Origin of the sequence: Novosphingobium sp. MBES04 (assembly GCF_000813185.1) — a bacterium.
Lineage (GTDB): Bacteria > Pseudomonadota > Alphaproteobacteria > Sphingomonadales > Sphingomonadaceae > Novosphingobium > Novosphingobium decolorationis.
The window spans coordinates 124,580-139,350 of the sequence record NZ_DF850490.1 but is presented as its reverse complement, the minus strand read 5'-3'; the positions used below and the strand labels follow the sequence as shown (position 1 = coordinate 139,350).

Sequence of the window (14,771 nt, the reverse complement as noted above, 5' to 3'; positions counted from 1 at the left end):
CCGGACTGCTCTACCTTCCGCGCTCCAAGACCGATCAGCAGGGCCAGGGCGCCTGGGCCTGGCTCTCACCCGAAACCATGCGCCGGGTCGGCCAATGGTGCAGCGAGGCGGACATCACCGAAGGCGTGGTGTTTCGCAGGGTCGGTGTTGATCGGCGTCGCCAGCGCGCGAAAGAACGCGCGGACGAACGTTGGGGCGAAGATGGAACCGCCGATGCGGCCGAGCTGGTGACGTACACGGTTGGTTCGGCGCCCCTGTCGCGCCCGGGGGTGACCGGGATCTACCGCCGTGTCGCGCTCGCAGCCGCGCGCCAGGGACACGCGGTGATCCCGGCCGGCCAGTTGGATGCAGCGATTGCGGCGTTGTCGACGCATTCGTTGCGCGTGGGTCTGACCCAGGATTTACTTGCCGCGGGCGAGGATGGGCTGGCCATCGCGCAAGCCTTGCGCTGGTCCTCGCCCTCGACGGCTCTGCGCTATGGCGCGCGCTTACGCGCTGAAAACGGCGCGGCGTCACGTGTCTTGTCGCAGGCCCGGAAGTAACCCGCTCGCAGAGGCCTCCAGAACTTTTCTTCGCGCAGAGCTGCTCGTGCACAATATTCGTGTTGTGCACAGGCCAGTGCTATGTGATCCCTATGGTGCGACCCGAAGGGCATGATTCTTCATGCTCTGCAACTAGCTGGCAGCCTTGACTGATTCAATTGGTGGAGGCTGCCAGCGTTTTTGGTTTCAAAGTTCATATATAGAGGCCTGTGATTGCTCGAACCTGAACGCGGCCGGATCCACGGTGTGATGATAGGGGGCCTCTAACCTATTGTGTCCGCCCCATTTGCCGAGGACGGGCATTGCAAGCTCCGGCGTTCCCCTCTTTTTCACAACTGTCAGGCTGGAACTCGTCTGATCCCAATGGGACAAGTCTCCAGATGACCTCTGTCGGCGATAGCAGCTGGTGGCCGCCCACCTGTCCGGGACTGCTATTGCCGTTTTGGCACTGCGGATGGTGCGCACTCACCTCAGGAGGAGGTCTGATGCGACCAGTCGCTACTTGGTGCGAGGCAGTTCGCTCAGAATTCGCTGCACCAACGCAATCAGATCATTCTCATCCTCGGGCCAGGAGAAAGGCCCTACTGCACTGAGAGCCTGATTGATTTCTGCGCGTGAAGGAAGGCTTGCCTGAGGACTTTTCGTCATGCGTTCGGGCCTTTCTTGCAAGAGCAAGGATAGAAATTGGTGAAATTTGACCAATTCGGCGTGTATCAGGCCCGGAGGCAGTCCGCCACCGGGCCTGGCCTTTCCTGATGTGGAGACAGGCATCTCTGCAAGAAAGGCGGTTTGACGTCAGGATCCTTGTCAGGAGGGGGGGCGTTGCCTGACGCCGTGGGTACAAAGACCGCCTAACCAAGGCGATCTCGCTGCCCATACCAAATCTACTATGTCCTGCATATGTATTTCGCTGTCGGCTTGCCCTAAATTAACGCGAAAACCTCATTCTGTTTGACGCGCTACAGGCGGTGCTGGCCGCGCCCGTCAGAAACGTGGGCTCAACCAGATGCAGTATCACAATATAGGGCCTTGGTAGCATGCTTGGGAAGCGGCGCTGCACGTGCATCTGCTACAGTACCCGGCGGCCACCGCAGCTGCGAACATGGACGGGGATGCCAGGCCCAGCTAGGCATCCCCGCCGCCTTCGGCTTGACGCGAGCGCGCTAAATGCGGCGGCTTGCGCGCTCGTAGCCGACGCGCCGCCTCTTGATCCACCAGTTGCAACTCGCTCGCAGAAGCACTAGGCCGCGGGCGTGAAAAACAGCACCCTTCGCGCCTGGGACGTGGTCCATACCTGGAGCAGCCTTGTCTGCACGGCATTCCTGGTGATGCTGTGCCTGACCGGCCTCCCGCTGATCTTCCACGACGAGATCGACGTGCTGAGCGAAGGCACGCCCGACGTGGGAATGCCCGGTGTCGCATCGTCTGGCGAAGCCAGCGGGCTTCTGCCGCTCGACCGGATGCTGCAGATCGCGCTTTCCGCGCGGCCGGGCGAAGTGCCCACCTTCATGGCCTTCGACAACATCCAACCGCTGATGACCGTCACCACCGCGCCGCGGCCCGATTCCCCGGGCGCGGACATGACTGTGATGGTGCTCGACCGATCGACCGGAAAGCTCGTCTCCGCGCTGGACGAAAGCGGGATCATGCATTTCCTGCTGCAACTCCATACCGACATGTTCCTGGGTTTGGGCGGCATGCTGTTCCTCGGCGCCATGGGCCTGCTGTTTGCGGTCGCGGTTATCTCGGGCCTGGTGCTCTACACCCCGTTTATGCGCAAACTCGCTTTCGGGAGCCTGCGCACTTCGCGCAGCCGGCGCGTCAAATGGCTGGACTATCACAACCTGCTGGGGATCGTCGCCCTGGCCTGGACTCTCGTCGTGGGGTTGACCGGCGTGGTGAATACCTTCGCTGAGCCGATCAATGCCTCGTGGAAAGCGACCGAGCTTGCCCGCATGATCTCGACCTATTCAGGCCAGGCCGCGCTTGCGCCTGCCGACTACGGCTCGCTCGATGATGCGATGGCGAAGGCGCGCAAGGCCCTTCCCGGCCGCAACCCGCATTTCATAGGATTCCCGGGCGGCAACTACAGTTCGGGGCATCACTATGGAATTTTCTTCCAGGGCGGCTCCCCGCTGACCGAACATCTCCTGACCGTCGCCCTGATCGATGCACGAACCGGCGCGCTGACCGCCAGCGCGCCGATGCCCTGGTACGCCAAGGCGCTCGCCCTCTCGCAGCCGCTCCATTTTGGCGACTACGGCGGGCTGCCGCTCAAGATCATCTGGGCACTCCTCAACATCTTCACCCTCGTGATCCTGGGCAGCGGCCTCTATCTCTGGCTCGCCCGGCGCCGGTCGCGCCGATCCGGCGAGGATGGACGCAGCACTCTTCCCCTGACCCGCGAGGCCCTGCGATGAAGCGCGTGCGTCAGCCGCTGCGGCAGGTCTTCGCCGCCCCGGCCTGCATCGCCGTGGCCAGCCTTGTCGGCCTGCTTTGCGCGCTCACCGGCGATGGCCTGCGCGATGCCCTGTCGTGGGCGGCGCTCGGTCTGCCAGTGGCGACGCTTCCCTGGGCCTGGGCCCGGCGCCGCAGTTGATCAGGCGCCGGCAAATCCACGATTAATTCTGCGACTTATTCGCATTAGCCGGCCAGCAACAATAGCCAACATTCCCCAAGGGAGCCGTAATGAGCCTTTCCACCCGCGTTGCCGTCCTCGCCACGGTATCGGCGCTGACCCTCGTGTCCGCAGCCCCGGCCTGGTCCCAGACCGACACCGCGTCCGGCGACGATGACATCATCGTCACGGCCCAGCGCAGCAACCGCACAGAAGTGATCCGAGGCGGTTCGCTCGGCGTGCTGGGTGAGAAAGACGCGCTGGACGTGCCCTTCAGCATCAAGAGCTACGGCGAGACGCTCATCCTCAACCAGCAGCCCAACACGCTGGGCCAACTGCTCGAGAACGATCCCTCGGTGCGCACGACTTATGGTTTCGGCAACGCCTCGGAGCAGTTCGTGATTCGCGGCTTCACGCTCTATGGCGACGATGTCGGGCTGAACGGCCTCTATGCCATCACCCCGCGCCAACTGGTCGCGCCCGAACTCTATTCGCAGGTCCAGGTGCTCAACGGTGCCAGCGCCTTCCTCAACGGCGCAGCGCCGGGGGGATCGGGCCTGGGCGGCAGCGTCAACCTCGTCACCAAGACGGCAGGCAATACCCCCCTCACCCGGGCGACGGCCAACTACACCTCCAGCGGCCACTTCGGCGGCAGCTTCGATGTCGCGCGCCGCTTCGGCGACGGCGCATGGGGTCTCAGGATCAACGGTGCCGTGCGCTCGGGCGATGTCGCCATCGACGATGAGAACCGCCGCGCCTACGTGATCGGCGCGAGCCTCGATTACCGGGGCGAGCGCGCCCGCCTGTTCCTCGACCTAGCCTACCAGCGCTACGAAGTCCACGGCCAGCGCCCGACCGTCTCGCTGGGAGCAGGCGTCACCGATATCCCGCGTGTTCCGGGCGCATCGCACAATTATGGCCAGCAATTCACCTATTCCAAGCTGCGCGATGTCTTCGGCACGCTGCGCGCGGAATACGACCTTTCCGATAAGGCCATGCTCTACGCCTCGTTCGGCGCGCGCGATGGTTCGGAAGAAGGTGTCTACAGCGGCCTCACGGTCACCGACGCGGTGACGGGCGCGGCCGACGGCAGCGCCTCCTACATCCCCTATACCTCCAACAACGAAGCCGCGACCGGAGGGCTTCGCGTAAAGCTGGACGCCGCAGGGGTCACTAACGAGTTCAACGTCGGTGCCTCCTACATCTGGCAGGTGGCGCGCACGGCCTACGATTTCGTCTATGGCGGTTCGGACTTTTCCGCGCCCATCGCCACCAATCTCTATGATACGCCGCAGGTTGCGCGGCCCGATGGCTACCACTTTGCGGGCGGTGATCTCGACGATCCCTTCCCGATCACCCGTAGCCGCCTGGGCAGCGTCTTCGTCTCGGACACCATGGGCCTGTGGCAGGACCGCCTCCTGATCACCGCCGGAATGCGTCTCCAGTCGATCACCACGAAGAGCTACGCCTACGCCGACGGCGCGCTCAGCACCACCTACGATGAAAGCGCGGTCACGCCTGTCGTCGGCGTCGTCTTCAAGCCTGTCGAGGGTCTCTCGTTCTTCGCCAACCGCGCCGAAGGCTGGTCCAGGGCGACCGGGCGAGCATGGACACCAACCTCACCAATCCCGGCGAGGTCTTCGCCCCATTCAAGACCAAGCAGTACGAAGCGGGCGCCAAGCTGCGCCTGGGCGCCTTCAACCTCTCGCTCGCCGCTTTCCAGATCGACCGCCCAAGCGGCTTCAGCATCTCGACGCCGACCCCGACCAACGCGAACGCCATCACCTACGGGATCTACGGCGAACAGCGCAATCGCGGTATCGAGTTCAGCATGGACGGCGAGATCACCCGGGGCCTGAGGGTTATCGCGGGCACGACCTATACCGATGCCAAACTGCGCCGGACGTCGGGCGCGGTGAACGAGGGCAATGGTGCGATCGGGGTTCCGGAATGGATGGCCAACGCCAACGTCGAATGGGACCTGCCCTTCGGTGCCACCTTGACCGGGCGCGTGGTCTACACCGGCAAGCAGTGGGTGAACGCAGCCAACACCCTCGAACTGGATGACTGGGCCCGCGTGGATCTTGGCGCGCGCTACGTTCTCGATGCCGGCGACAAGCCGCTCACCTTGCGCTTCACGGTCGATAACGTGGCGAACACCCGCTACTGGTCCTCGGCATTCGGCACCTCGAGCGCGGCCCTCCTGCAAGGCGCTCCGCGCACCTTCAAGGCTTCGGCCTCGATCGACTTCTAGGCCGACTTCAGCACATGTTCCAGGGCGGGGTCCAAGCCCGTCCTGGAAGGGGGCAGTTCCCGCGGGGTGCGGAATCGGCCGTTAAGGCCATGAGGCACCCACTTCCGCGACGCATTGGATATTTCAATCCTGTAGCGGCGGCCATTGCCGTGCGGTGTGGATCACAACCAATATCCAAACCGTATCACCTGCAACCTCGTAAACGATGCGATAGCTTCGGTGCGGCGTCAGTTCTCGCGTCCCTGCGACCGTGCCGACATGGCCAAGCGAGGGGAAGTCAGCCAGTCTGGCAACGGCATCACTGAATAGCTGATCGATCCGAAGTGCCGCAGCAGGATCGTGCTCCACGAGATAATCCCAGATCGCGATGCGATCGTGCTGCGCCTGCGGCGTCCAGATGATTTTCACGAATGGGCGGCGCGCAGTGCGGCAAAGGCGGCTTCGACCTCTTCGTTCGACCGGCCAAGTCCGTCCCGCATCGAGGCGCGGGCGACTTCAACCTTGCGTTGCAGGAAGGCGTCATGCTCGCGCTGCGCGCGTTGCTGCTGGACGAATGCGCGCATGAATTCGCGCACCACCTGCGAAGCCGAGCGGTGGCTTGCCTCCGCTTCGGCCATGAACTCTGCCCGCAGGTCGGCTTCCAGCTTCATCGTGAACACAGCGGCTTTCAACGGGATATCTCCACAAGGTACTGACGTTGTATATACAAACTAGACCAGCGCTAGGTCAAGATTTCAAGAGCGCGGGTTCAGAGATTTCCTCGGCTTCCCAGGCCATGGCATAGACCTCTTCGCTGATAATCCGGTCCGTTATGGCCAGCAGGTGTGCGCACAGCGCGTCGCTCAATTCCTGAAATTCGGGCCACAGCGTGCCGTTGACGATGCTGGCCGGCGCACGGACCATCACGGTTTGGCGGTGCATACGGGTATAGCGAAATGGCCGAAGTCCATAGCGGCGGCACAAAGCGGTAAAGAGCTGTCGCGACCATGGATCGGGAATGGAGAACTTGAATTCCTCAGCAGGTTCCCGCGCACCTGTTTCCGCGAAGCGGGACCGTATGCGCTCAGCGGCAGCGCTGGCAGCCGCCTGTTCGCCCGCAGTAGCCGCGCCAGCGAACAAGGCTTCGATCTTGCGCAGTTTTTCGCGCAGCTTCTGCTCGGCATCCATATCGACAGCTGCTTTCAATGTCTGGTTGGCCACGGCGCGGTCAGGCCGGGAAGCCCCTGTGTCCGTGCACGGACGCAGGAGAGGACAGCCGCGTGGATTTCGGTTTCCATGATCTGCGTCATGGTGCGCAAGTGCTTGATGGTTTCCTTGATTTGATCGCGATCCTCGGGTTCACCGGCGGTGCGCTCGATAAGATCGGCGACACTGAGCATCATGGCCCTGATTTCACCCAAATGCGTGATGGCTTCGTGCGCACGCTCGGGAAGATCGGCTTGCTCCGCGCCGTTGAACAGGCCCTCTACAAAGCCCTCAGCCTCCTGGCCGCGTACGTTCCCAAAATTGCCCAAGTTTGCGGCCGTGGGCTCCATCGGCACAGCCATGGCTTTGAATGGCATCTTGGGATCCTGATGCACCGACAATTGATTCCACAATCCCATCACCAGTGCGCCAAGCAGTTCGTTGGCGTCGTCGATGCTGTCGAACTCAGGCAATGCGCCACCCCAGAAACTGGCGATCACGTTCATGGGCTTGACGTCTGGATCGGGGCTCGCGATGGCGCCAAGCAAGCGGGTCCGCACCTCGTGATAACCAAGTGGACACGCGTGCTTCGTCAATAGCGCCCGAATTGCCTTTTCGTTTGGCGGTTTGATCGTCGGCCTGACCATCGCTATTCCTTGTCCGCCCTGCGGTTTGGTCTTGATACACCGGCTCAGCGTTGCTGGGCCAGCGATATTCGCCAGTGAGCAGGATGTGCGCCCAGCCCGGCGGCGAGATATGGGCGAGCAGGTCGGGCGGGACATCGAGACCATCGCGGCGCCGTGCCTCGACGGCCTCGTGAAGATGCAGGGTGTTCCAGTAAATAACAATCACCGCTCTTCTGTGTGGATCGTTCCAGACCCACCTTGGCACATCAATGCCGTCGGGGGGGCGGTCACATCATCACAGCCATGCCGCCATCCGATCTCACCCTCCGATATGCTGGGCTCTGAATCAGGATGGACGTCAAACCTCAAGCGATTTTGTGAGTTTACGCCCTAGGGCGCCTGCCCGACCTGACAGCCCTTGATGCCAGGGTGCGTGGCAGCTTGCTGGCTACAGGAGGCTAGGCCGAAAGCGGAATGTCAGATCTGGCGGGGGGGGGCAGGATAGTTGTGGTCCCGGCAAAGATACTCATTTCTTCCGTAGAATCTTGGAGGCGACAATACGTCTTCGCCTCCAAGCATCATGCGATTAGTTACTCATGGGGCATTTAAGTATATCACTAACATCACTAGTGATATTGAGGCCACGAACAATGTGGCTGTAATCACATCCCGTACCTTTAATCGATCCACATGATCTGACCTATACGCACGGTATTGAGAGATGATGCCTGCATCTGAAGCCAAAATGCCCAGATCTAGTGGGGTTGCGACCCGAGTGAACCAATTGTGCAGTTCTTGGAGCTCGTGTTCGGTTAAATTCGGATATCCGAATAAAATATTACGCGCACGTTCACGATCTTCAGTCGCAGCCAAGCTGTCTGAATCTTTCGGTTTCATATTGAAGGAACTTCCTGAGTAGATTTCTTATCATGCACACAGAGCGCGCACGGAACGGAAACTAGCTCAGGATTTGGGAGGCCCGGTGCTATCCGGAGGAAATCCTGGATGCCTGCGCGGAGAAAAAGTTCGCCTTTCTGGGACAAGGGGTGGCCCCTCGATTGCCGCTGAACTGTCAGCCGTCTGAAAGGCCCATCGAAATGGGATATGAAGCTTCTGGTCAGGTGCTACTCTGGGGCTAAAACCATGAGTATCCCGGCTCGCCGCCACAGCGACATCAACAGTCGTCGCACTGAATGCCGAGCCCTGTGTAACGTCAAACGTGACTTGGAACGGTTGCAGGGCATGTAGCCCGATGAGCGCCAGCAGTCCGGCGATCCAAATCCGGAAGCTCGATTGATTGGAAAGCTGGCACGACATTCTAGGTGCCTAACCGCAGTTGCTGTCTTGAACAAGGGGGAGGTGCTGCTTGCGATCTGGACACCGGACTGACTGGTCCAGAGACCTTCCAAACGCTCCTAAGGCGCCCGACTTGGGCGCAATGGGTGGCAAAGCGGTCAGGCAGGCGGATTCCGAAGTTTTGCAATCGATGGTTTGAGACGCAACGACGAGTTGGATTCACACTGATTGTGATGCTCGATCACATGCCCTGACTATTTCTCGCCTTGACCCGGCGCTGAAGCGCTTGGAATATGGCTTCAAGCTCGTTGGCATCGACATCGACCACCTCATTCCATTCGGCAAGCACTGCCTCGAGGTCATCATGCGTCCAGTCAGTTTCGGTCGATGCCGGCGAATGCAGCACTTTCACCCGATGTGGCCATGGGTGTCCTGTCAGGTTGTTATAGAGCCAACCCGCGATTGCCAGCGATAATACGTTGATGGCGATGGGAACGAGATAGCCCATTCCCCAGGCTTCCGTACCCGACGCACCAAGTGCGCATAAGAGTGCGCATGCGCCCCCCGGCGGATGCAGACATCGCGCCACCGACATGACTGCGATCGCAATGCCAACCGCCAGCCCAGCGCTCAGCACAGGTGCACCAAGCCAATGTCCGATCGCCAACCCGATTGTGGCCGAGATCAGGTCCCCTCCAATAACAGACCATGGCTGGGCCAGCGGACTTGCCGGCACTGCAAAGACCAGCACGGCCGAGGCCCCCAATGGAGCGACCAAAATCGGAAGACCGGCGCTACCACCGCCCATCAGAACAAGCGTCAGCAGGCCGGACACGCAAATGGCAAGGCCAGCACCGATGGCTCCGCGCAGCCAACCCAGATGGCCGCTCGCGGCTTGCGGTAAAAGACTGGCCGGGTGGGAAATGAGATGCTTCAGCACTTCAACTCGCAGTTCTGATTCAATTCGTTCCCCGCGTCCAAAGCCGATGTCGGGCGCAGGGAACGGAAGCGCTGCAGGATTTCCAGATTACGGTTATGCCGCCAACAATTCGTCTGCGGGGCCGAAAAACTCGTAATGGATACGATGCGAGGGTACTCCTGCTTGAGACAGTGCCGAAACTGCCGCCCGCAAGAACGGACGCGGCCCGCAAAGGAAGTAGTCTGCATTCCGGATATCGGTATGCTCGACCAGCCAAGCGTCGGTGATGATCCCCGCGTGGTCGAAATCTTCACCCGGAACCTCATCGGCCAGTGGGGTCTGGTGGAAATCCACGACTGAAATGGCAGGACGCTCTGCAGCAATCGAACGGATGTGATCGCGCATGGCGTGGGTTTCGCGATCATGGGTGCCGTGGATATATTGCACGCAATTCTCACGTCGTTGAGATGCCAGCGTCTCCAGCATAGCCACCATGGGGGTCAGCCCGACACCGCCCGACAGCAACACGACGGGTCCATCCGATTGTTCGGGTAGGAAGAATTCACCCGCAGGTGGCGCAACCTTGAGGACGGTGCCGACCGCCGCGTCATCATGAAGCCAGCCCGAAGCAAGGCCATTGGGTTCCTTCTTCACTGAGATGCGATAACCGATTCCATTTGCCGCAGACGAGATCGAATAGTTGCGCTTGATCGGGGGATGGCCGGGAATGTCGAACCAGAACGTCAGATATTGGCCGGACTTGTGGCGCAGGACTGGATTGCCATCGACAGGTTTCAGCATGAACGACTTGATCACGCTGCTCTCCTCGATGATCTGGTCGACACGAAAGTCGCGCCAGCCATTCCAGCCACCTTCGGTACCACGCTGCTTTTCATAAACCATGGCTTCTCGGGCGATCAGGATGTCTGCAAGAAACCAATAAGCTTCGCCCCAGGCCGCCAGTATTTCCGGCGTTGCCGCGTCACCTAGCACGCACTTGATTGCTCCTAGCAACGCCTCGGCCACATGCGGATAATGCTCGGGAAGGATTTGCAGGCCGACGTGCTTTTGTGCGATCCGCTCAACGGCGGGGGCCAGTGCAGCGAGATTTTCGATATTGCTCGCATACGCTAGAATCGCGCCGGTCAGCGCGCGCGGTTGCGCACCGGTATCGCCATCGGGTGCGCCATGATGGGAATGATTGAACAGATCGCGGATTTCCGAGTTCTTGAACATCCGCGCATACATCTCACGCACGATGTCCAACCCGTGAGCTTCGAGGGCAGGAACAGTCGCCTTGACGAGCGCAATCGTCTCGTCGCTGAGTGTCTTTGACATCAACGTTTCCTTTTCTGGTAATGTAACCGGAGCTGAAGGCTGTCAGGCCGGTGGCGGCTCGTGGTAGAAGTCCACCTGCATTCTCATCGCCCCAAGCGGGGTGACGAAATGGAGTTGTTGAGGAGAAACAACACCGGGGCTCTCCGGGGAAAGGGTCTTCTCGGACGGCGGATCGAGGACGGTTAGCATCAGCCTGCCTTCAAGCACACGGATCAGGCCCCAGACCCCGTCCTTCGTATCGTGTTTTTGGCGCAGGCCCGCGGGCAGGCGCTTCTCATCGAAGATCGGGGTCGAGCGATAGGGTTGGGAGATGCTCATGCTATCGGCGCCCCTCCTACCGCCGTCTCCCGCTTCGGAGCATCAATGCGGAAAAACAGTGCGAGTTGCAGGCTCTGCGCGATCCGGCGTGCTTTTATCTGAAGCGCATTCGCGGCTGGTGGCTCCACCATGGTTTCAGTGGTCCGCGCCCATATCCCGAGCCAGCGTTCGAAAAGTTCAGGCGACATCCGGTCTTTGTGCTTCAAATGCGCGGGAACCGGCTGACCCTTGTATCGACCGCTGCCCAATATCACCGAGGTCCAGAAGTCGGTCAGCCTGGCAAGATGGCTGGGCCAGTCATCGATTGCATCGTTGAAGATCGGGCCAAGCTCTTCATCCGCTCGGACCTCCGCATAGAATGCCTCGACCAAACGGCGCAGGCGGTTCTCGTCGATGATTTCCAAACTCATCAGCCCGACTCCAAACATGCATTTGCGATGCATCTATACGGGGTGGAGAAAATATGCAAGAAAGATGCATATTATTGAGGCGAGGCATCATGCGGCTTACCCGCTACACCGATTATTCCATGCGCGTGCTGCTATACCTGGGCTCGCGGACCGATCGGCTGTGCTCAATCTCCGAGATCGCGACAGCCTATAAAATCTCGCAAAACCATTTGATGAAGGTGGTGAGCGAGCTGGTCCGCGAAGGCTATGTCGAAAGCGTTCGCGGCCGTTCAGGTGGTGTCAGATTGGCAAAGCTGACGAAGGACATCAATGTCGGCATGCTGATCAGACAAACCGAAGATGATCTCGACCTGGTCGGATGTGGCGATTGTATTATCGCCCCCGTTTGCGGCCTGACGAGTGTTCTGGATGAAGCGCTTACGGCATTTTTTGAGGTACTTGATCGGTATTCGCTTGCGGACGTATTGGCCCGCAAAGGGAGCATTTTACCGTTGCTTCAGCTGTCTGTTGATTGTGACAGCGGGCGTGGACCTTGCACGTGAAAGCGCCGCGTGATCAACCAAGGTTTGCAGTATGGCATCCCACTGCGCCTTGCTCGGCCCAGCGCCCGAACCGAACACAGACTGAATTCCACTTCCCGCACCGCTCATGCATAGCGCGCCAAGGGCAACCAACCTGCAGCACATGGGGCGCTTTACAGCCCCCCCGCGACAGCGCGACCGTCGTGCCTCCATCAAAGCAGGCACTTGACCCTGCCAGATCACACCAAAGCGCAGATCCCCATAGCCCAGCCTATCGGGCCCGCGGATGCCTGCATGAGGGGGCATACGCAAGCGTCCGATCCCGTGAAGAGTTTCGGGCGCCGGCAGGCGTACGAAAGTCTCCGAGGCACGAACCCGCGGGCCCCGATTACCGAGCTATGGGTTTTTCGCTTTTGGGCCCGTCGGAACGGGCGACGAGTTGCGGTATGAGGCTCATCAACCGGCCCGCAATGTGCCGATTTCGCCGGCGGATCGACGGGGGGATAAGCGTTCGATCACATGATCCAATCGGCACGGGAGTTTGGTTCTGGCTGACAAGCGCAAGGCAAGCCGGCGGCCGAAGTGCTGAGCGTCGAGGAGGCCGCGCGGTTGCTCCAGTCCGCCCCCGGCATGAAGTACAAGGCGGCGCTGGGGGTGGCCTATGGCGCGGGCCTGCGCGTGTCGGAGGTGGCCCACCTCAAGGTCGACGATATCGACAGCACACGCATGTTGATCCGCGTCGAACAGGGCAAGGGCGGCAAGGATCGCAATGCGATGCTCTCGCCCCAACTGCTCGAACTGCTGCGGATGTGGTGGCGAGAGGGCAGGAAGCGTGGGGTGCTGATCGCGCATGGCTGGCTGTTTCCAGGCCAGAACGTCACCGATCCGATCTCGACTCGACAGTTGCACCGCGCGGTCCAGGAGGCGGCCGAGGTGGCCGGTATCCGCAAGCGCGTCAGCCCGCACACCCTACGCCATTCCTTCGCCACGCATCTGCTCGAGCAGGATGTCGATATCCGCGTGATCCAGGTCCTTCTGGGCCACAGCAAGCTGGAGACCACCGCGCTCTACACCAAGGTCTCCACCCGCACGATCCACGCCGTGTCGAGCCCGCTCGACCAGTTGATGGCGCTGATGGAGGGCAAGCCGCCCACAGGACCAGACGACGCCGGATGAGCCGGTGCGCTCCGACCTCGAGGTCGCGGACATCTTCCGTTCTGCAGGGGAAGCCTACCGGGCGGCCCATGCCGGGCACCTGAGTCTTGCCCAGCTCAAGGTGATGTCCGCGATCGAGACTTGTCGCACCGCCGCCCTGGGCGGGCACGTCGAGGCCTGTCAGGACTGCGGGCACTGGCGGGTCGCTTACAACAGCTGCCGCAACCGGCATTGCCCAAAATGCCAGGGCGCCGCCGCGCGCACCTGGCTGGCCGAACGGGAGGCCGACCTGCTTCCCGTCGGCTACTTCCACGTCGTCTTCACGCTGCCCGCCGAGGTTGCCGACATCGCGTGGCAGAACAAGGCGCTGGTCTACGATCTGTTGTTCAAGGCGGCCGCGCAGACGATGCTGACCATCGCCGCCGATCCCCGCCATCTGGGCGCCCGGATCGGGATCACCGCCGTCCTCCATACCTGGGGATCGTCAATGACCCACCATCCGCATGTCCACATGATCGTGCCGGGCGGCGGCATCGCGCCCGATGCAAGTCGCTGGATATCCTCGCGTCCGGCCTTCCTTCTGCCCGTGCGCGTGCTGGGGGCGCTGTTCCGGCGGCTCTTCCTCACCCGGCTGAACGCGCTGCATGGTGCCGGCAAGCTCGCCTACTTCGGGTCCCTGACCGATCTGACAGAGCGGCGGGCCTTCCAGCGTCATCTTGCCCCGGCGCGCAAGAAGCGCTGGGTGGTCTATGCCAAGCCGCCCTTTGCCGGCCCGGAAGCGGTGCTCGCTTACCTGTCGCGCTATACCCATCGCGTCGCCATCTCGAACCGGCGCCTCGTCGCCTTCGACGCGAACGGCGTGACCTTGCGCTACAAGGACTATCGCCGCGATGGGCCCGAACGCCAGCGGGTCATGACCCTGACCGCCAACGAGTTCATCCGCCGCTTCCTGCTCCACGTCCTGCCACGCGGCTTCCACCGCATCCGCCATTACGGCCTGCTCGCCAGCGCCGCACGCCACGACAATCTCGCGCTCGCCCGCCGCCTGCTTGCCGTCACGCCAGAGGCTGAGGCGCCAGAGCCCGAAGCCGAGCCCGACATCTGCGCACCATGTCCGTGCTGCGGCGGGCGCATGATCGTCATCGAAAGCTTCCCACGCTGGAGCCAGCCCCGCGCGCCGCCCAGGTCCAGCCCGCCAATCCGGGAGCGCGCCGCATGACCCGGCATGATCCGCCTGTCACCATGGCCCCGCAGAGCGCGCGGTGGTCAGAGGGCCGACTTACCCCCGGCACGCGTCGCGCCCGTGTCCGCTCCTGGCATCAACCTCGACAGTGGCCCGAACGCACCTTCGGCGCATCCAGACACCTGCCCCTGCGCTGCTGTCGCGCCTCCGTCATAACGCGCACTTTACCCCGGCAGACCACACCAAAGCGCAAATCCCCATAGCTCGGTAATCGGGGCCCGCGGGTTCCTGCATGGGAGGCTTTCGTACGCAAGCGCCCGAAACCCTTCACCTTGTTGGTCGTCCGACAGTGATTATGTCGCGCGACAGCTTTGAAGGCATTCGGTTAAGCGATACGCTGCGTTTGA

General features: G+C 61.5%; 12 protein-coding genes and 5 pseudogenes. 7 read left to right on the top strand and 10 right to left on the bottom strand.

What is annotated here, in order from left to right; translation table 11 throughout:
• From MBENS4_RS22580 to MBENS4_RS22565, 4 genes and pseudogenes are all read left to right on the top strand, one after another.
• A pseudogene (locus MBENS4_RS22580) lies at positions 1-542 on the top strand (integrase); the annotation flags it as partial.
• Positions 543-1,795: 1,253 nt separating this feature from the next.
• Positions 1,796-2,962, top strand: coding sequence for a PepSY-associated TM helix domain-containing protein (locus MBENS4_RS22575; RefSeq protein WP_052322712.1), 1,167 nt, complete (start codon positions 1,796-1,798; stop codon positions 2,960-2,962).
• Positions 2,959-3,141 carry a membrane protein gene (locus tag MBENS4_RS22570; RefSeq protein WP_039396231.1) on the top strand — a complete coding sequence of 61 codons (183 nt, stop codon included), beginning with the start codon at positions 2,959-2,961 and terminating at the stop codon, positions 3,139-3,141. The genes MBENS4_RS22575 and MBENS4_RS22570 overlap by 4 nt, the downstream gene beginning before the upstream one ends.
• Before the next feature lie 89 nt (positions 3,142-3,230).
• Positions 3,231-5,413: pseudogene (locus MBENS4_RS22565) on the top strand (TonB-dependent receptor).
• Positions 5,414-5,536: 123 nt separating this feature from the next.
• Here MBENS4_RS22565 and MBENS4_RS22560 read toward each other — a convergent pair.
• The 9 genes and pseudogenes from MBENS4_RS22560 to MBENS4_RS22525 form a co-directional block, all read right to left on the bottom strand.
• Positions 5,537-5,821, bottom strand: coding sequence for a type II toxin-antitoxin system RelE/ParE family toxin (locus MBENS4_RS22560; RefSeq protein WP_039396227.1), 285 nt, complete (start codon positions 5,819-5,821; stop codon positions 5,537-5,539).
• Positions 5,818-6,084, bottom strand: coding sequence for an antitoxin of toxin-antitoxin stability system (locus MBENS4_RS22555; RefSeq protein WP_239026579.1), 267 nt, complete (start codon positions 6,082-6,084; stop codon positions 5,818-5,820). The genes MBENS4_RS22560 and MBENS4_RS22555 overlap by 4 nt, the downstream gene beginning before the upstream one ends.
• A 55-nt stretch (positions 6,085-6,139) precedes the next feature.
• Complete coding sequence (locus MBENS4_RS22550) at positions 6,140-6,613, bottom strand: hypothetical protein (RefSeq protein WP_242405087.1); 474 nt, start codon at positions 6,611-6,613, stop codon at positions 6,140-6,142.
• Positions 6,595-7,104 carry a hypothetical protein gene (locus MBENS4_RS22545; RefSeq protein ID WP_340140868.1) on the bottom strand — a complete coding sequence of 170 codons (510 nt, stop codon included), beginning with the start codon at positions 7,102-7,104 and terminating at the stop codon, positions 6,595-6,597. The genes MBENS4_RS22550 and MBENS4_RS22545 overlap by 19 nt, the downstream gene beginning before the upstream one ends.
• A gap of 187 nt (positions 7,105-7,291) precedes the next feature.
• Positions 7,292-7,453, bottom strand: a pseudogene (locus tag MBENS4_RS25055) (Tn3 family transposase); the annotation flags it as partial.
• A gap of 1,308 nt (positions 7,454-8,761) precedes the next feature.
• A complete protein-coding gene (locus MBENS4_RS22540; RefSeq protein ID WP_340140867.1) occupies positions 8,762-9,460 on the bottom strand; it encodes an HPP family protein in 699 nt (232 codons plus the stop codon).
• Positions 9,461-9,553: 93 nt separating this feature from the next.
• Positions 9,554-10,777, bottom strand: a complete 1,224-nt coding sequence (gene hmpA, locus MBENS4_RS22535; protein WP_039396219.1) for an NO-inducible flavohemoprotein — start codon at positions 10,775-10,777, stop codon at positions 9,554-9,556.
• A gap of 42 nt (positions 10,778-10,819) precedes the next feature.
• Positions 10,820-11,095, bottom strand: a complete 276-nt coding sequence (locus MBENS4_RS22530; RefSeq protein ID WP_039396217.1) for a DUF1971 domain-containing protein — start codon at positions 11,093-11,095, stop codon at positions 10,820-10,822.
• Entirely contained in the window at positions 11,092-11,505 is a 414-nt protein-coding gene (locus tag MBENS4_RS22525) for a group III truncated hemoglobin (RefSeq protein WP_039396422.1), read from the bottom strand. Before MBENS4_RS22525 ends, MBENS4_RS22530 begins: the two co-directional genes overlap by 4 nt.
• 89 nt (positions 11,506-11,594) lie before the next feature.
• On the opposite strand from MBENS4_RS22525, the gene MBENS4_RS22520 reads away from it, so the two are divergent.
• Positions 11,595-12,047, top strand: coding sequence for an RrF2 family transcriptional regulator (locus MBENS4_RS22520; protein ID WP_039396213.1), 453 nt, complete (start codon positions 11,595-11,597; stop codon positions 12,045-12,047).
• 12 nt (positions 12,048-12,059) lie between these two features.
• On the opposite strand, the pseudogene MBENS4_RS27705 reads toward MBENS4_RS22520, so the two are convergent.
• A pseudogene (locus MBENS4_RS27705) lies at positions 12,060-12,192 on the bottom strand (transposase); the annotation flags it as partial.
• 416 nt (positions 12,193-12,608) lie between these two features.
• Between MBENS4_RS27705 and MBENS4_RS22515 the strand changes: the two are divergent.
• Together MBENS4_RS22515 and MBENS4_RS22510 are read left to right on the top strand one after the other, a co-directional pair.
• Positions 12,609-13,202, top strand: a pseudogene (locus MBENS4_RS22515) (tyrosine-type recombinase/integrase); the annotation flags it as partial.
• Between the two features lie 4 nt (positions 13,203-13,206).
• A complete protein-coding gene (locus tag MBENS4_RS22510) occupies positions 13,207-14,400 on the top strand; it encodes an IS91 family transposase (RefSeq protein WP_039396210.1) in 1,194 nt (397 codons plus the stop codon).
• The last annotated feature ends 371 nt before the right edge of the window (positions 14,401-14,771 follow it).